The sequence below is a fragment of the Lichenibacterium dinghuense genome (genome assembly GCF_021730615.1).
Taxonomy (GTDB): Bacteria; Pseudomonadota; Alphaproteobacteria; order Rhizobiales; family Beijerinckiaceae; genus Lichenihabitans; species Lichenihabitans dinghuensis.
In genome coordinates this window covers 3,163,197-3,179,147 of the sequence record NZ_JAJLMN010000001.1, presented here as the reverse complement: position 1 = coordinate 3,179,147, position 15,951 = coordinate 3,163,197, and the positions used below count along the sequence as shown (strand labels likewise).

15 protein-coding genes are annotated in these 15,951 nt (G+C 70.0%); 10 read left to right on the top strand and 5 right to left on the bottom strand.

The annotated features are described in order from the left end of the window. Window positions 1–159: 159 nt before the first annotated feature. From L7N97_RS15170 to L7N97_RS15150, 5 genes are all read left to right on the top strand, one after another. Window positions 160–1,743 carry an aldehyde dehydrogenase (NADP(+)) gene (locus tag L7N97_RS15170; RefSeq protein ID WP_237479170.1) on the top strand — a complete coding sequence of 528 codons (1,584 nt, stop codon included), beginning with the start codon at window positions 160–162 and terminating at the stop codon, window positions 1,741–1,743. A gap of 29 nt (window positions 1,744–1,772) precedes the next feature. Next, window positions 1,773–3,425: an IclR family transcriptional regulator domain-containing protein gene (locus L7N97_RS15165; RefSeq protein WP_237479169.1), complete on the top strand. Its 1,653-nt coding sequence runs from the start codon at window positions 1,773–1,775 to the stop codon at window positions 3,423–3,425. A 177-nt stretch (window positions 3,426–3,602) separates the two neighbouring features. Beyond that, window positions 3,603–3,899 carry a YciI family protein gene (locus L7N97_RS15160; protein WP_237479168.1) on the top strand — a complete coding sequence of 99 codons (297 nt, stop codon included), beginning with the start codon at window positions 3,603–3,605 and terminating at the stop codon, window positions 3,897–3,899. A gap of 71 nt (window positions 3,900–3,970) precedes the next feature. Beyond that, window positions 3,971–5,257, top strand: coding sequence for an MFS transporter (locus L7N97_RS15155; protein WP_237479167.1), 1,287 nt, complete (start codon window positions 3,971–3,973; stop codon window positions 5,255–5,257). 34 nt (window positions 5,258–5,291) lie between these two features. Then, window positions 5,292–6,395, top strand: coding sequence for a mandelate racemase/muconate lactonizing enzyme family protein (locus tag L7N97_RS15150; RefSeq protein ID WP_237479166.1), 1,104 nt, complete (start codon window positions 5,292–5,294; stop codon window positions 6,393–6,395). A gap of 568 nt (window positions 6,396–6,963) precedes the next feature. Here the strand turns inward: L7N97_RS15150 and L7N97_RS15145 are convergent. Continuing rightward, window positions 6,964–7,797: an HAD family hydrolase gene (locus L7N97_RS15145; protein ID WP_237479165.1), complete on the bottom strand. Its 834-nt coding sequence runs from the start codon at window positions 7,795–7,797 to the stop codon at window positions 6,964–6,966. After that, window positions 7,790–8,764, bottom strand: a complete 975-nt coding sequence (locus L7N97_RS15140) for a LysR family transcriptional regulator (RefSeq protein ID WP_237479164.1) — start codon at window positions 8,762–8,764, stop codon at window positions 7,790–7,792. The genes L7N97_RS15145 and L7N97_RS15140 overlap by 8 nt, the downstream gene beginning before the upstream one ends. 128 nt (window positions 8,765–8,892) lie before the next feature. Here L7N97_RS15140 and solA point away from each other — a divergent pair, with 128 nt between their 5' ends. From solA to L7N97_RS15115, 5 genes are read left to right on the top strand one after another with little or no spacing between them, the layout of a single operon-like run. Beyond that, window positions 8,893–10,062, top strand: coding sequence for an N-methyl-L-tryptophan oxidase (gene solA / locus L7N97_RS15135; RefSeq protein ID WP_237482254.1), 1,170 nt, complete (start codon window positions 8,893–8,895; stop codon window positions 10,060–10,062). 58 nt (window positions 10,063–10,120) lie between these two features. Further along, window positions 10,121–10,975 (top strand): transporter substrate-binding domain-containing protein, encoded by an 855-nt coding sequence (locus tag L7N97_RS15130; protein WP_237479163.1) that lies wholly within the window; start codon window positions 10,121–10,123, stop codon window positions 10,973–10,975. 31 nt (window positions 10,976–11,006) lie between these two features. Beyond that, window positions 11,007–11,759 (top strand): amino acid ABC transporter permease, encoded by a 753-nt coding sequence (locus tag L7N97_RS15125; protein ID WP_237479162.1) that lies wholly within the window; start codon window positions 11,007–11,009, stop codon window positions 11,757–11,759. 15 nt (window positions 11,760–11,774) lie between these two features. Beyond that, window positions 11,775–12,461: an amino acid ABC transporter permease gene (locus L7N97_RS15120; protein ID WP_237479161.1), complete on the top strand. Its 687-nt coding sequence runs from the start codon at window positions 11,775–11,777 to the stop codon at window positions 12,459–12,461. A 9-nt stretch (window positions 12,462–12,470) separates the two neighbouring features. Further along, window positions 12,471–13,220: an amino acid ABC transporter ATP-binding protein gene (locus L7N97_RS15115; protein ID WP_237479160.1), complete on the top strand. Its 750-nt coding sequence runs from the start codon at window positions 12,471–12,473 to the stop codon at window positions 13,218–13,220. 599 nt (window positions 13,221–13,819) lie between these two features. On the opposite strand, the gene L7N97_RS15110 is transcribed toward L7N97_RS15115, so the two are convergent. The 3 genes from L7N97_RS15110 to L7N97_RS15100 all read right to left on the bottom strand — a co-directional run bounded on the left by L7N97_RS15110 (window position 13,820) and on the right by L7N97_RS15100 (window position 15,946). Further along, entirely contained in the window at window positions 13,820–14,545 is a 726-nt protein-coding gene (locus L7N97_RS15110) for a dienelactone hydrolase family protein (RefSeq protein ID WP_237479159.1), read from the bottom strand. A gap of 109 nt (window positions 14,546–14,654) precedes the next feature. Then, on the bottom strand, window positions 14,655–15,173 hold the full coding sequence (locus L7N97_RS15105) for a glutathione peroxidase (protein WP_129229876.1): 519 nt from the start codon (window positions 15,171–15,173) through the stop codon (window positions 14,655–14,657). A gap of 53 nt (window positions 15,174–15,226) precedes the next feature. After that, a complete protein-coding gene (locus L7N97_RS15100; protein WP_129229875.1) occupies window positions 15,227–15,946 on the bottom strand; it encodes an SDR family oxidoreductase in 720 nt (239 codons plus the stop codon). Window positions 15,947–15,951 lie beyond the last annotated feature (5 nt).

Sequence of the window (15,951 nt, the reverse complement as noted above, 5' to 3'; positions counted from 1 at the left end):
GTCCCACCATGTGAGACGTGTAGTGTGACGACGGCGCCGACGGCAGAGCCAAGCCGATTGCCGCCTTCCGCCCCGGGCGCGACAGCACTATCAGCGGTCCACGCCGTCGGCGGGTCGGCCGACGCCCCGCCCGGGCGGGGACGTGACAGGGAGGGCAACATGGAACTGCTGGGGCAGTCGCTGATCGGCGCGAGCGCCGTTTCGGGGCCGGAGGACGACATCGCCGCCATCGACATGGCCACGGGGCAGCCGCTGGCGCCGCGCTTCTCCACCAGCTCGGAGCGCGACCTCGACCGCGCCTGCGCGCTCGCCGAGGCCGCCTTCGACTCCTACCGCGACCTGCCCCACGAGCGGCGCGCCGCCTTCCTGGAGGCGATCGCGCAGGCCATCCTCGACATCGGCGACGACCTCGTCGTGCGCTGCATGGCGGAAAGCGGCCTGCCCCGCGCGCGGCTCGAAGGCGAGCGCGGCCGCACGGTGGGCCAGCTGCGCCTGTTCGCCGGCGTGGTGCGCGACGGGGGCTTCCTCGACGTGCGGATCGACCCGGCGCTGCCGGACCGCAAGCCGCTGCCGCGCCCTGACCTGCGGCTGCGCAACGTGCCGGTCGGCCCGGTGGCGGTGTTCGGCGCGAGCAACTTCCCGCTGGCCTTCTCGGTGGCGGGCGGCGACACGGCCTCGGCGCTGGCCGCCGGCTGCCCGGTGGTGGCCAAGGCGCATTCCGCCCATCCCGGGACCTCCGAACTCGTGGGCCGCGCCGTGCAGAAGGCCGTCGCGGCCTGCGGCCTGCCCGAAGGCGTGTTCTCGCTGCTGTTCGACGGCGGGACCGCCATCGGCGGCGCCCTGGTGGCCGCCCCCCGCATCGCGGCCGTGGGCTTCACCGGCTCGCGCCGCGGCGGCCTCGCCCTGATGCAGGTCGCGGCCGCCCGGCCGGAGCCGATCCCGGTCTATGCCGAGATGAGCAGCATCAACCCCGTGATCCTGCTGCCCGGCGCGCTGGCGGCGCGCGGGGCCGAGATCGCGCGCGGCTTCGTGGGCGCGCTGACGCTCGGGGCCGGCCAGTTCTGCACCAACCCCGGGCTGATCCTGGCCGTCGAGGGCGAGGGGCTGCAGGCCTTTCTCGACGCCGCGGCGGCGGCCGTCGCCGAGGCGCCCGCCGCGACCATGCTGACACCCGCCATCGCGGCGGCCTACCGCGACGGCGTCGCGGCCCTGTCCGGCCGCGCGGGCGTGGCCACGCTGGCGCGCGGGCGCGAGGGCGGTCCCTTCCAGGGCCGCGCCGCCTTGTTCGCCACCGCGGCCGACGCGTTCCTGGCCGACCGCGCGCTCCAGGACGAGATTTTCGGGGCCTCCTCGCTCGTGGTGCGCTGCCGCGACGCGGCGCAGCTCGAAGCCGTGGTGGCGGCGCTCGAAGGCCAGCTGACGGCGGCCCTGCACCTGGCGGAGGCGGACCATCCCCTGGCCCGCCGGCTCCTGCCGCGGCTCGAGCGCAAGGTCGGCCGCATCCTGGTCGGCGGCTTCGGCACGGGCGTCGAGGTCTCCCACGCCATGGTCCACGGCGGCCCCTTCCCGGCCACCTCGGACGGGCGCACCACCTCGGTCGGCAGCCTCGCGGTCGCGCGCTTCCTCCGCCCGGTCTGCTACCAGGACCTGCCGGACGCCCTCCTGCCGGCGTCGCTGCGCGACGGCAACCCGCTCGGGCTGTCGCGGCGCCTCGACGGGCGGATCGCGCCGGCGGGCGCCTGATCCGGCACCGGCGGACCGGGAACGGTCCCGTGGCGCAGGACATCCCCGACGGCGGGGCGGAGCGACAGGACGGCGCGGCCCTCCTCGCCAAGGCCTGCGACGTGCTCGACGCGGTGGGGGCGGAGCCGGGCGGGTTGACGCGGGCCGAGCTGGCGGCGCGGCTCGGCCTGTCGCGCAGCACGCTTTATCGCATCCTCGGCAAGCTCACGGAACGCGGCCTGCTGCGCCAGGACCTCGCGCGGCGCGCCTATGTGCCGGGCTTCCGCCTGCTGGAGATCGCACAATCGGCCTGGTCCGCTCCCGACCTGCCGGGCGCGGCGGCGCCGGAGCTGCGGCACCTGCGCGACGTGACCGGCGAGACCGCCTATATCGCCGTGCTGGAAGGGCGCGAGGTGGTAGGGCTCGGCCGCTTCGAGGGTGCCCACACGGTGCGGTCGGCCGCCCAGCTGGGCCAGCGCAAGCCCCTCCACTGCACGAGTCAGGGCAAGGCGATCCTGGCGTTCCTCCCGGACGCGGAGCGCGACGCCCTGGTGAAGCGCATCGTGCTCAAGCCGCTCACGGCCCGCACCATCACCGACCGCGGGCGCCTGCTGGCCGAGTTGCGGATCGTGCGGTCGCGGGGCTTCTCGACCGACGACGAGGAGATCGTGGAGGGAATACGCTGCGTCGGGGCCCCGGTGCTGACGGCCGACGGCCGCGTGCTCGGCGCCATCAGCGTGGCGGGGCCCGCCTGGCGGATGACGACGCGGCGCCTCGACCTGCTCGGCCCCGAGATGATGGCGGCGGGCCGGCGCATCGGGGCGCAGTTCCGCGGCCCCGCCGGGCCGTCCGCCCCGCTCGGCCCGGCGCGCGTGGTCGCCCATGGGCCGCCGGCCTTCCTGGGCTCCGCGCCCCGCTGGTGCGGGGCCGCGGGCGCGCTCTGGTGGGCCGACGCGCTGGCGCCCGCGGTCCGTCGCCTCGCCGGGGACCGCGACGCGACGCTGCTCCGCTGCGACGCGCCGCTCTGCGCCCTGGCGCCGGGGACCGGCGGCGCCGCGATCGTGGTCGACGCCGAGGGCGTCGCGCTCCGCCTGTCGCCCGAGGGCGAGGTCCTGGCGCGGCGCCGGGAGGACGGGCTCGCGCGCCTGCTGGCGCTGAGGGCGCATCCCGGCGGGGAACTCTGGGGCAGCGCCCTGGAGCCGGACGGGGGCGGCTCTGCCATCGGGCCGCTCGCGCGGGACGGCACCGTGGCGGCGGCGTGGCGGCTCCCGGGCCCGGCATCGGCCCTGGCCTGGGCACCGGACGGCAGCGCGGTCTTCGCGGCCGTCCCCGACACCGGCACCGTGTACCGGCTCGAGCCGCGCCGGCCGGTTCCGCTGGCCCTGGCGCGCCTGCCGGCGGGCGGCGGGCGGCCGTCCGGCCTGGCGGTCGACCGCGACGGCGGCGTGTGGACGGCGCTGCGCGACGGCTGGGGCGTCGCCCGCCTGGGCCCGGACGGCGAGATCGACCGCCTGCTGCCGCTGCCCGTGCCGCAGCCGACTGACCTCGGTTTCGGCGGCGCCGACCTCGAAACGCTCTACGTGACATCGGCCCGCGACGGCGTGCCGCTGGACGTGCTGAACACGGCCCCCCTGTCCGGCCACCTGCTCGCGCTGTCGCCCGTCACCTGCGGCGCGGAAGAAAGCCCCTCCGACTGGCTTTGAAGCGCCGTCTCATATCGTGGGACGCCGGCGGGGGCGTGCCGCGCGCCGGCGTTGCGCGTCGCCCGGTCCCGGACGCAAATTCGGCTCATCGGCGCGCGGCCGGCTGGACGAGCCGGCGCCCCGGACGCGTCCCCGCCGCCGGGGCCGCGGGGACGCGCACCCGCGACGAGGACGACCATGCCGCAATATCTCGTCACCGCCTACGACGGGACGGACGCCGAGGCTCCGGCGCGACGCCAGGCCGTGCGCGACGCCCACATCGCCGGCGTGACCGCCATGGCGGCGAAGGGCGAGATCATCGTCGGGGGAGCCCTCGGCGACGAGGCCGGCGCGATGATCGGTTCGGTCGCCGTCGTCGAGTTCGCGAGCCGGGCCGACCTCGACGCCTGGCTGGCGCGGGAACCCTACGTGACCGGCGGCGTCTGGCAGACCGTCGCGGTCACCCCCATGCGGGTGGCGGTGCGCGCACCCTGACCGCGTAAACCCCGGGCAAAGAACGGCCATCGCAACGAGCCGGTCGCCCCCATCACAATGGAGGACGTCACATGAAGGTGCGCTATCGCTGGGTGATCCTGGCGTTCTTGTTCAGCGCCATGCTGATCAACTACATGGATCGGGCGGCGTTGTCGGTCGCCATGCCGTTCATGACCAAGGACTTCGCCCTGTCGCCGACGGAAAAGGGCCTGATCTTCTCCAGCTTCTTCATCGGCTACGCGCTGTTCAACGTCGTGGGCGGCGTCCTTTCCGATCGGATCGGCCCCAAGCGGGTCTTCTCCTGGTCGATGGCGCTGTGGTCGGTCTTCTGCGGCGCAACGGCGGGCGTGTTCGGCGTCGGCTCGCTCTTCGCCGTGCGCGTCCTGTTCGGCATGGGCGAGGGGCCGATCTCGGCGACCGCCAACAAGGCCGTCCATTCCTGGTTCCCGCTCGGCGAACGGGCGCGCGCCATCGGCATCAACCAAGCGGGCGGCCCGCTCGGCGGTGCGCTGGCCGGCCCCGTCGTGGGCTTCCTGGCGCTGACCACGGGCTGGAGGACGGCTTTCGTCGTCGTCGCCGTGCTGGGGCTCGCCTGGACGCTGGCCTGGCACTTCGTGGCGGCGGACGACCCGCGGACCAGCCCGCACGTGTCGGCCGCCGAGCGGGCCGAGATCCTGGACGGCGCGGCTCCCCCATCGCCGTCGGCCCGCCCCGTGCCGCTCTCGGCCCTGCTGCGCCGGCCGGTGATCTTCGTCATGGCCTTCTCGCTGTTCTGCTGCAGCTACAACCAGTTCTTCTTCCTCACGTGGTTCCCCACCTTCCTGGTGGATGCCAAGAAGCTGTCCCTGTCGCAGATGAGCGTGGTGGCCTCGGTGCCGTGGTTGCTCGGAGCCCTGGGCTACATCATGGGCGGCGTGCTGATCGACGCCGTGTTTCGCGCCACCGGCCGCCGCCTCTTCTCCCGCAAGGCGGTTCTGGTCCTGTTCCTCGCGCTCGGCGGGGCCTGCGTGGCAGGGGCCGGTTCGGTCGAAACCGCCACGCAATCCGTGACGCTGATGTCGGTGGCGGTCTGCTTCATCATGCTGACCTCGACGGCCTATTGGGCGCTGATCCAACTCGTCGTGCCCGGTGAGGCCGTCGGCGGCGCGAGCGGGCTGATGCACGGGCTCGGCAACGTGTCGGGGATCGTGGGACCCGCGCTCACCGGCTGGATCGTCCAGGATCTCGGCGGCTATGCCGCCGCCTTCCACGTGGCGGGCGGGCTCGCGGTCGCAGGCGCCCTGTCGGTCGCCTTCCTGGTGCGCGATGCCGCGGCGGAGCGGGCGGGACACCTCACGGCGGCCCTGCCGCGCCCCTGAACCGGACTCGGCGGCCCATCCGGAGACCACGGACGTGAAGACCAGCATAGCGTCGGTCGAGGTGATCGAACTCACCATCCCCTTCTCGGACGGGGGGCGCGGCGTCGGTCTGACGCCCCAGATATGGGACCGGTTCGAGACCGTGCTTCTGCGCGTGACGACGGAGGACGGCCTCGTCGGTTGGGGCGAGGCCTTCTCCTACGCCTGCCGAAGTGCCGTCTCGGCCGCCCTGCGCGACATGGTGGTCCCCCTCCTCGTCGGGGCCGACGCGGCCGACCCGGACGCGCTGTCCCGATCGCTTCAGCGCCGGCTCCACCTGTTCGGCCGCTACGGCATCACCCTGTTCGCCCTGTCGGCGGTCGACATCGCCGTCTGGGACCTCCGCGCCAAACGCGAGGGCGTGCCGCTGGCAGCGCTCTTCGGCCCGCGGCGGCGGACCGTCGTGCCGGCCTATGCGAGCCTGGTCCGCTACGGCGACCCCGGCCTGGTCGAGCGCTTCGCCGCCAAGGCCGTGGCGGAGGGGTTCCGCTCGGTCAAGCTGCACGAGACCGATCTCGACGCGATCCGGGCCGGCCGCCGCGGTGCGGGCGCGGGCACCCATCTCACGGTCGACGTGAACTGCGCCTGGACGGTCGACGAGGCGCACGCGATCCTGCCCGCCCTCGCCGCCCTCGACGTCGCCTGGCTGGAGGAGCCCGTGTTCCCGCCGGAAGACGCCGGGGCCCTGGCCGCGCTCGAAAGCGACGGGTCGGTGCCGATCGCGGCGGGCGAGAACGCCTGCACGCGTCACGAGTTCCGACGTCTCATCCGCTCCGGCGCCCTGCGCTTTCCCCAGCCTTCGGTGACGAAGGTGGGCGGCGTGGGGGAGTTCGCCGCGGTCCTGGCGGAGGCCGAAGCGGCGGGGCTCACCTGCATGCCGCACTCGCCCTACTTCGGCCCGGGCTATTTCGCGACCCTGCAGATGCTGGCGGTCGCTTCCGGCGACCCTATGCTGGAAGTTCTCTACGTCGAGCCCGACGCCTGTCCGGGCCTGAACACTCCACTGCTGCGCGGCGGCGCCGTGACGATACCCGACGAGCCCGGGCTCGGCTTCGCGCCGGACCCCGCCGTGCTGTCTCGCTACGCCGAAAGCCGTTGAGATGGGATTTTCGCCTCCGGCGCCGCGTCGATCTGCGGCCTCGCCCTCGCCGCCGCGTCCTCCACGCGACAAAAGAAGCGTCCGATCTCCCAGCTCAGCCTCCGGTTCAACAAGCGAGGTCCGCGTCCACCGACCCGCAGGCCGGGCTGGCCCATAGGACGACCCGCTCGCCCGCTTCAGCTCCTTTGCGACCGGACCCTGAGGCCTATCGGCGTCGAGCAGGTCCGACGCACCGAGCTTTTCAACCTCGCTTGCTCCTCGTCCCTGACCGCCGCGGCGAAGCTGACGAACCGGAGGGCATCCCGTGCAAGCTCAGCATGGCTCGGGTGAGCGCCATCGCTCGTTCGGCCCAGGTTTCCAGGTCGTCGGGTTTCCCGCTCCGATCGCACCAGCGCGGCAGGACCTTCATGGAGCCTGGGCCCGGCCGGCATCTCGAACGTCTTTTCCGGCTCGCACCGGCTCGGACAGTCCATCAGCATCGCTGTCGATGCCGCAGATCGACGACAAGCGGAGACGAGCGTCCATCCTCAGAACTTATCGCGGCGTCCTTCTGTTTCCGCTACGGGGATCAACGATCGCTCACGTCGATCAACTCCGAAAGGGAGTGGACGATGCGGTCGGGCACGACGCGGGTGCCGTCGGCTAATCCCACGGCGTGGATATCGTACCAGATGCCCCGCATGCCGTTTCGCTGTGGGCCCAGGACGTCCCATTCGAGGTGATCGCCGATCATCCATGTCTCGTGAGGTTCGACGCCCAGCGCATCCAGGGCTCGCCGGTATGCACGATCGTCCGGTTTGCCGAAGCCGTGTTCCCCCTCGATCTGGACGAGGTCGAACCGATGAGCGAGGTCGAAGCGGTCGATCTTGGCGCGCTGCTCCGGACCCGGGCCGTTCGTGAGGAGGCCGAGGCGCATGCCCATCCCCCTGAGACGGTCGAGGACGGCGTGGGTTTCCGGGAAGAGGCGCATGCGGTCGTGCCGGATCCGCGAGAAATGTCCTGCGAGCTCGACCTGCACCTGCATGTCCGGCGCGGGATGCCCATGCCGCGACAGCTCGCCGAAGGTGAGCGAGACGACCCGGATCCGCGCTTCCTCGACGCGAAAGCGCCAGTGTCGATGGTCGACGGGGTCGCTCCAGAACCTCTTGGAGACGGCCGACAGTGCGGCCGCCACGTCGACGGCGCGGAAAGGCCCGAGCCGCCCGGCTATGTGCCCGGTCGCTTCCAGCCATGCGGCGTCCGGATCGGCATGGGCCGCGATCAGGGTGTCGTCGAGGTCGAACAGGATCGCCTTCGGCCGCGCGGACCCGGCCTGAACCGGGTTCGCGTCGTCGAACCACCGTCCCGTTCTCACCGGAGAAGGCGACCCTCTATTGGGGCTGTCGGAAGCTCTTTCAGCCATCGTGAACCATCAGGCCGCTGTCGGCCGACGCGAGCGAGGGGATCAGGGCCTCCATCTGCGGCATCGCACGGTCGCGCATGAGGGCCCGCAACTGTTCGGCCATCCTCATGCCGATGCTCGTCAACTCGCCGCGCCGCGTCGCCAGGATGAGGTCGCGCGTGATGCGCGGGCCCGGCAGCGGCATGATCTCGACGCCGGAGATGTGCGAGACTCCCTGCATCACGCAGAGCGGGGTGGTGATCGCGACCCCGATCCCGGTCGACACCATCGCCAGCAGCGTGTCGGAGGTATCGAACTCAAGGACGGCCGGCGGCTCCAACTGCAGCCGCGCCAGATGTGTCTCGATCTGCTGCCCCATGTGGGAGCGGGCGCTGTGGCGCACCAAGATCTGCCGCGCCAGCACGTCCCGCAGGTCCCGGCCGCGCAACGACGGCGCGAGACTCCGCGGTACGACGAGCACGAAGGGCTCACGGAACAGAGGATAACGCGTGACCGCCATGAGGCCCTCCATGGGATCGCTGGTGATGGTGGCGTCTATCGCGTGTCTGACGAGCGCCTCCGTGTGCGAGAACGCCAGCCCGGACCAGGCCGTCAGGCGCAGCGTCATGCTCCCCTGCATCAGCTCCTTGACGAAGAGCGCGCCGATCGTGCCGGCGAACGAGTCGACGAAGCCGAACCGCACCTCCAGCCTTTCCGGCAGCACGGCGGCGGCGCGCGTGGTGGCGATCACGCGTTCGACCTCCGACCGAAGGTCGCGCATCTGGGCCACGAGCGCCCGCCCGGCAGTGGTCGCCACCATGGGGCGACGATCCCTCACCAGGAGAGGGGCCCCGATCGTCGCCTCGACGCGCTTCACCGCTTGGGAGACCGCCGGCTGCGTCAGGCCGAAGCGCACGCCCGCTTCGCTCATGCTGCCACATTCGGCGACAGCGGCAGCGATCTCCAAGGTACGAATGTCGACGGACATCAGTGACGCGCTTCATCATCAGTATAAGTGTCAATTATAGACGGTGCTCGGCCCTTGCTCTGCGATAGATCCCCTGTCAACCTTCTATCAGTTGTTCGATTGATGTGCAAGTGATTGGGTCTTGTGCAATGGATGCTGAAGTTGTCGTCATCGGCCTGGGGGCGGTGGGAAGCGCCGTGCTGTATCAACTCGCCGCCCGCGGGCTGAATGTCGTCGGCGTGGACCGCTATGCCCCGCCGCACGAGTTGGGATCCAGCCACGGCGAGACGAGGATTACCCGGCAGGCGGTGGGGGAGGGCGCGGCCTATGTGCCCTTCGTGACCGCCTCGCACCGTATCTGGCAGGAGCTCGAAGCCGCGACGGGCGAAACCCTCTTCGTGCGGTGCGGCGCCCTCGTCATGGCGCCCGGCGGGGCGCCCACGTCCCACCACGGCAAGCCGGACTTCGTCGGGCGCTCGCTCGCCACCGCCCGCGCGTTCGACATCCCGCATGAACTCCTCGACGCCTCCGAGATCAGGTCCAGGTTTCCCCATCTGCGCGTCACCGACGATGTCAAGGCCTATTACGAACCCGGCGGAGGTTACGTGCTCCCGGAGCGCTGCATCGCGGCGCAGTTGCGGATGGCGGCGCGTCACGGGGCGGCGATCCGCACGGGCGATGACGTCACGGCGGTCACCCAAGTCGGAGAGGCGGTCGAAGTCCGGCTGTCGTCCGGCGCCGTGCTCCGCGCCGGACGCGCCGTGGTCGCCGCGGGCGCCTGGGCCGGCGACCTGCTGGGAACTCCGTTCGACCGCCTGCTCACCGTGAACCGCCAGGTCCTGCACTGGTTCGAGGCCGAGCCCGATGCCGACTTCGGTGCGAGGCCCCCGGTGTTCATCTGGATGCACGGCCCGACCGACGTCGACTACCTCTACGGCTTCCCTCCCCTGGCAGGCGACAGCCGCGTCAAGGTCGCCACCGAGCAATATGCCTTCACGACGACGGCGGACGGCGTCGAACGCCGCGTCGCCCCCAGCGAGTCGGCCGACATGTTTGCGACCCACGTCCACGGCAGGGTCGCGGGCATCACGTCGAAGGCGGTAAAAGCGGCGGCCTGTCTCTACACCGTGACGCCCGACCTCGGGTTCATCATCGATCAGGCTCCTGGGCAGGACCGGCTGACGGTGGTCTCGGCCTGTTCCGGCCATGGTTTCAAGCACTCGGCCGGGATCGGCTCGGTCGTCGCCGAACAGATCGCCACGGGCAGCAGCCCTGTCGACCTCACGCCCTTCCGCTTGGCGCGGTTCGCTTCTCGATGAAATTCCGCGCACACCGGCCCAACTGACCCACCCAGCATCGACCCGAAGGAGGTCCTCCATGAAGAGACACGTTCATCCGACCCTGCTCGCCACCCTGCTCGTCTGCGGCGCGGCCGCGTCCGCGAAGGCGGACCAGGCTTCCTGCATGAACGACACGCTGTGCAGGATCATGACGACGAAGGTCCTGAAGGTCGGGACGAAGGATGATTACAAGCCGTGGTCCTACCGCGATGCGAGCGGGAAGTTCGCCGGCATCGAGGTCGACCTGGCGGAGGATCTCGCCGCGAAGCTCGGCGCCAAGGCCGAGTTCGTGAAGGTGAATTCGGCCAATCGCTTCGAATTTCTGGCGCAGGGCCAGATCGACGTGATGATCGCCTCGGCCTCCGAGACGGCCGAGCGTCGCAAGATCGTCGGCTTCGTGCATCCCAACTACTATTCGTCGGGCTACAACGTCCTCCTGCCGAAGGCCGCCACGGTCAAGGACTGGGGCCAACTGAGCGGTCAGACGATCTGCGCCCTGCAGGGGGCGTGGTACAACAAGCCGGCCTCGGAGAAGTTCGGCATCAAGCCGCTCGCCTTTTCGGGCGAAGCGGAGGTCGAGAGCGCCTTGAAGCAGGGGCGCTGCATCGGCATCCTCGAGGACGACAACCTCATCAATCTCCAACTCGCCGACACGCAGCGCTGGGCCGGCTATGCCATGCCGCTGCCGAGCCAGGAGGACACGCCCTGGGGCATGGCGGTGCGGCTCGACGACCTGCACAAGCCGCTCGGGATCTTCATCGGAGGGGCGATCTACGACTGGCACCGCTCGGGGAAGCTCCTCGACATCGAGAAGGCCAACGGGGTGGCGCCTTCGGCCTACCTGGTCAAGGCGCATGACGGAGCGAAGGACACCCTCCCGACGCCCAACTGAACACCTCCCCGCCTTCGAGGATCGCTGCATCATGGGCGAAGCCGTACGGACCTTCTTTCTCGAGCTGAAGCTGAAGTTCGGGATCAATCTCACGATCTTCTACGACGGCTTCGACTCCGAGAGGTTCGTCACCGGCATCGTCACGACGGTCGAGCTCGTCGCCTTGTGCGTCTTCTTCAGCGTGATCGTGGGCGGGATCGGTGCCGTGATCCTGAGACTGTCCCGCGGCCCGTTGGCCGCGGCAGTGCAGGGCTACGTCGCCCTCGTGCGCAACACCCCCTTGCTGATCCAGATGTACTTCTTCTATTTCGGCGTGAGCCCGGTCCTGCCGGCCGGGCATTCGGCCATCGGCCTGCCGGTGCCGCTCGTGGGCAACTTCGCATGGGCCGTCGTGTCGCTGTCGCTATACGCCGGAGCCTTCAACATCGAGAGCTTCCGGGCCGGCCTCGGCGCGGTCAATCGATCCTATGAAGAGGCGGCGCTGGCCCTGGGCTACACGCGCATCCAGGCCCTCCGCTACGTCCTTGCGCCGCTGGGCCTGCGCTTCTCCTTCGCCTCGCTCGCCAACAACCTGGTCGACCTGACCAAGTCGACCACAGTGGCCTACGCCATCGGCGTTAGCGAGCTGCTCTACGTGTCCAACCAGATCTGGTCCGACAGCCTCAACACGTTCGAGATGATGAACGTCATCCTGATCGTCTACCTGATCCTCACGGGACTCGTCGTGTGGGCTATCTCGGCCCTGCAGAGGGCGCTCCACGTACCCGGCTTCGGCGCCAACTGACGGGAGGGCGACGCCATGTCGACATCATCGATCGTCGCGACGGTCCTGAAATGGACGCCGTTCATCCTGCAGGGATTTCTGCTGAACGTCGTCATCAGCGTCATCGCCATCTCGGTCGGGACCCTGCTGGGCACCTTCCTGGGATTCGGCCAAGTCGCCCACGGGAGCGTCTCGCGCCTGAGCGCCCGCGCCGTCACGCAGGTGTTCCGCAACGCACCGTGGCTCGTGCTGCTCTTCTACTGCATCTTCCTGATCCCCTACTCGATCAGGGTGCTCGGAACGACGATCATCCTGCCGAGCTGGCTGCGAGCCACGGTCGGCTTCACGATCCCGGTCGCCGCCAACTTTTCCGAGATCGTCCGCGGCGCCATCGGATCCGTCCCGTCCGGGCAGTGGGAAGCCGCCGAGGCCCTGGGCTACGCCCGTGGCGCCACCCTGTTCCGCATCATCCTGCCACAGTGCTACTCTCGCATGCTGCCGCCTTGGATGAACCTCTACGCGCTGCTGATCACGGCGACGCCACTGGCCTCGATCGTCGGGGTGGAGGAGGTCCTGAGCAGGACCCAGGCCGCGCTGCAATCCGAGACGCAGCCGGACCTGCTGATGCCGATGTACGGCGCCCTGCTGCTCCTCTTCTTCCTCTACGCCTACCCGATCTCCCGGGTGAGCAAAATCTTCGAGCGCCGCTTCAACCGAGCTTAGGGTCACAACATGCAAGCCCAGGAAAAGTCGGCTCCGCTCGTCGTGCTGAAGGACGTCAGGAAGACGTTTGGGAAATTCGAGGTGCTGCGAGGGATCGACATGTCGATCAACCGCGGTGAGGTGGTGGCGATCATCGGCCCGTCCGGATCCGGCAAGTCTACTGCGTTGCGCACCATCAACGGCCTCACCCCCGTGACCAGCGGCACGGTGCACGTCGGCGGCGTCGAGGTCACCTCGCCCACGGTGAACAAGGTGGCGCTGCGCCACCACGTCGGGATGGTCTTCCAGCAGTATAACCTGTTCCCCCACAAGACCGTGCTGGAGAACGTCGCTATGGCTCCCATCCAGGTCCTGCGCCAGCCCAGGCGCGACGTTGAGGAGCGGGCGCGACGGCTGCTCGCCGAGATGCGGCTGCCCGATAAGTCCGCCAACTACCCCGGCGAGCTGTCGGGCGGGCAGCAGCAGCGGGTCGCCATCGCGCGCGCTCTCTGCATGGAGCCGGAGGTCATCCTCTTCGACGAGGTGACCGCAGCGCTCGACCCCGAGATGGTGAACGAGGTTCTGGCAGCCGTGCGCAAGGTGGCGGAGAGCGGCGTCACCTGCGTCCTGGTCACCCACGAGATGGGCTTCGCGCGCGAGGCTGCCGACCGCGTCTACTTCACGGACAAGGGCGTCATCGTGGAGCATGGCTCGCCTGCCGAGGTGCTCGGGAACCCGCAAGCCCCCCGCACCCGAGAGTTCTTGAGGAAGGTTCTGTGAACGATGAGCGAGCACGGCGAGAGGGTCACGATGTGGCTCGCGGCGCCGTGAGTGCCTCTGCGATTCAGACTCGCTCCTTTGATTCGACAGGTCCCGGTCCGCACCGCGACGGCTCGCGTGCCCGGCGCGGATATTTCGCCAACGGCCTACCCGACAGTGAGGCCGAGCACCGCGCAGATGCCTGATGTCGGAAGCGAGGCTTGCAGAGTGTCCTTCACAGAACGGAGACCCTATCGTCTGACGATAGTGGCTGATGTCTGCTGTCATGCCGGCCCCGCTTGGAAGCGGCCGTTCTGCTCTCCACCCACTTCTGCTGCACAGCTGAAGTCGACATCTAGGACGGTGGAGGCCAGTCAAGGCCAACTCCGAACCAGACATTCGCCGTTCAACCACGCGAGCTGTGATACGTCGATGGAGTGAGCTTCTGCCTTGGCTCGCTCATCCCATGTGCTCTGCACGAGGTCGACGGCGGTGCTGGAGCCCATCGTCGCGGACCTCGATTCCCTGCACCGTGTTCAAGCTCAACATGGCGTCGTTCGGTGCGAGCCGGTTGGGTACAAGAGACCTGTGAACTCGAGGTCGAGTCCAGCATCGTTCCGTCAGGTCCCGAACAATTCGCTGAAGAACGCCTGCATGCTGGCCCAGGAGCGCGCGTCCGCGCCCGCATCGTAGCGCACCATCTCGGGGCGATTCATGCGTCCGGCCGCTTTGTTGGTGAAACTGTGCACGACGCCACCGTAGACGTGAAGCTGCCAGTCCACCTTGCCGGCCCGCATCTCGTCTTCGAACGCCCGGCGTTCGTCGAAGGGGACGGAAGGGTCGTCGGCGCCGATGCAGGCCAGCACCTTGCCCTTGATGGCCACGGCGTCCTGAGGCCGCGCCGTGAGCAGGCCGGAATGGAACCCGACCACGCCCGCCACGTCGGCGCCGCTACGCGCGAGTTCGAGAGCCATGGTGCCGCCGAAGCAGAAGCCGATGGCGCCGATCCGGGCTGCATCCACTCTGGGCTGCTTGAGCAGGACATCGAGGCCGCCGTGGGCGCGGGCGCGGGTGCCCGTCGGGTCGGCGCGCATCGGTCCGATCAGGCCCATGACGGTCCCGAGATCCTCGATGACTTCACCCCGGCCGTGCAGGTCGCAGGCCAGCGCGACATAGCCGAGCCCCGCCAAGCGCTCCGCCCGCGACTTCGCATGCTCGCCGAGCCCGAAAGCTTCCGGAAACACGAGGACGCCCGGACGCGGTGCCGTCGAGCTGTCGTCGTGATAGAGCTGGCCCACCATCGACAGGCCATCGGCTACGTATTCGACTGTTTCGTTTCTGATCACTTTGGGCTCCTGCGTTGGATCGTCGGCAACGGCCCAAAGGGGGCGGGTCGCTTCGCGAGTTTCGCCAGCGTCGCCACTTCCATGACCCGTGACCGCTCTGGCGAGCGTTTCAGGATGCGGGCTCGGCGAGCGCCCGGTCGAGGGCGGCCAGGAGGCGCGGGTCGTCGGCGGCGATGTCGGGCGAAAACCGGCCCATCACCCGCCCGTCCCGGGCGACAAGGAACTTCTCGAAGTTCCACAGCACTTCCGCGCCGTCGCGGCCCGCCAGGCCATGGCTCGCCAGTCGCTCGCGCAGCGCCTCGGCACCCACCGCCTGCGGCACCGCCTCCGTGAGGGCGCGATAGAGGGGATGGATCGCGTCGCCCTTGACGCTGATCTTTCCGAAGAGGGGGAAGGTGACGTCATAGGTCAGCGAGCAGAAGGCCGCGATCTCCTCGTCTGATCCTGGTTCCTGCCCGCGGAAGTCATTGGCGGGAAAGCCGAGAACCTCCAGGCCCGCCATCCTTCTGTCTCGATACAGCGCTTCGAGCCCCGCATATTGCACCGTCAGCCCGCAGCGGGATGCGACGTTGACGATCAGCAGAACGTGGCCCCTGTGGCGCGCGAGGCTGTCCTGCAACCCGTCCATGCGGATCAAAGGGATATCGCCGATCGCGGTCGGCCGGTCGGTCGCAGCCCCGCTCACACGAGGGACCCGCCGCCGTCGACGACGATCACCTGGCCGGTGCCGTAGCTCTGCCGCATGAGGTAGAGGTAGCTTTCGGCGACCTCAGCGGCTTCGCCGGTGTGGCCCACCGGCAGGTGGGCGGCGGCACCGGCATAGAGGCCCTCGCGGTCGGCCTCTGCCATCCCGGCCCAGAGCGGCGTCTTGACGAGGCCCGGCGCGACCGCGTTGACCCGGAGCGGCGCGAGCTCGATCGCCAGGGCGCGGGTGAGGCCCTCGACGGCCGAGCAGACGCTGGCGCCGAGCGACCAGCCGGAACGCGGCCGCCGCCCCGCCGTGCCGGTCGTGAAGGTGATGGAGCCGCCAGGACGGAGGTGCGGGCTGCCGAACTTGGCGGCCGTGAAGGCGCCCCAGTAGCGCAGCGCGAAGAAGCGCTGCGCGGCGGCGATGTCCGTGTCGGCGAGGCTGCCGAGCATCAGCGTCTCGCCGGCCGTGAAGACGAGGTGGTCGAAGGCGCCGATGCTGGCGAACAGCGCTTCCACGGCCGCGGCGTCCGTGAGGTCGAGCGCGTGGCCCTCGGCGTTCGCCGGCAGCATCGCCAGCGCCTCGTCGACCCGCGCCCGGCGGCTCGACGCGATCACGACCGTGGTCCCCTCGCGCGCCGCCGCCTGAGCGGTCGCCAAGCCGATGCCGGAGCTGCCGCCCAGCACCACGATCCTCTTTCCATCCAGGCTCATGTCGA

Coding starts and splice junctions, on each gene's coding strand:
- L7N97_RS15170 (WP_237479170.1), top strand. CDS start 160: ATGGAACTGCTGGGGCAGTCGCTGATCGGCGCGAGCGCCGTTTCGGGG.
- L7N97_RS15160 (WP_237479168.1), top strand. CDS start 3,603: ATGCCGCAATATCTCGTCACCGCCTACGACGGGACGGACGCCGAGGCT.
- L7N97_RS15155 (WP_237479167.1), top strand. CDS start 3,971: ATGAAGGTGCGCTATCGCTGGGTGATCCTGGCGTTCTTGTTCAGCGCC.
- L7N97_RS15145 (WP_237479165.1), bottom strand. CDS start 7,797: ATGGCTGAAAGAGCTTCCGACAGCCCCAATAGAGGGTCGCCTTCTCCG.
- L7N97_RS15140 (WP_237479164.1), bottom strand. CDS start 8,764: ATGTCCGTCGACATTCGTACCTTGGAGATCGCTGCCGCTGTCGCCGAA.
- solA (WP_237482254.1), top strand. CDS start 8,893: ATGGATGCTGAAGTTGTCGTCATCGGCCTGGGGGCGGTGGGAAGCGCC.
- L7N97_RS15130 (WP_237479163.1), top strand. CDS start 10,121: ATGAAGAGACACGTTCATCCGACCCTGCTCGCCACCCTGCTCGTCTGC.
- L7N97_RS15125 (WP_237479162.1), top strand. CDS start 11,007: ATGGGCGAAGCCGTACGGACCTTCTTTCTCGAGCTGAAGCTGAAGTTC.
- L7N97_RS15120 (WP_237479161.1), top strand. CDS start 11,775: ATGTCGACATCATCGATCGTCGCGACGGTCCTGAAATGGACGCCGTTC.
- L7N97_RS15115 (WP_237479160.1), top strand. CDS start 12,471: ATGCAAGCCCAGGAAAAGTCGGCTCCGCTCGTCGTGCTGAAGGACGTC.
- L7N97_RS15105 (WP_129229876.1), bottom strand. CDS start 15,173: ATGGACGGGTTGCAGGACAGCCTCGCGCGCCACAGGGGCCACGTTCTG.
- L7N97_RS15100 (WP_129229875.1), bottom strand. CDS start 15,946: ATGAGCCTGGATGGAAAGAGGATCGTGGTGCTGGGCGGCAGCTCCGGC.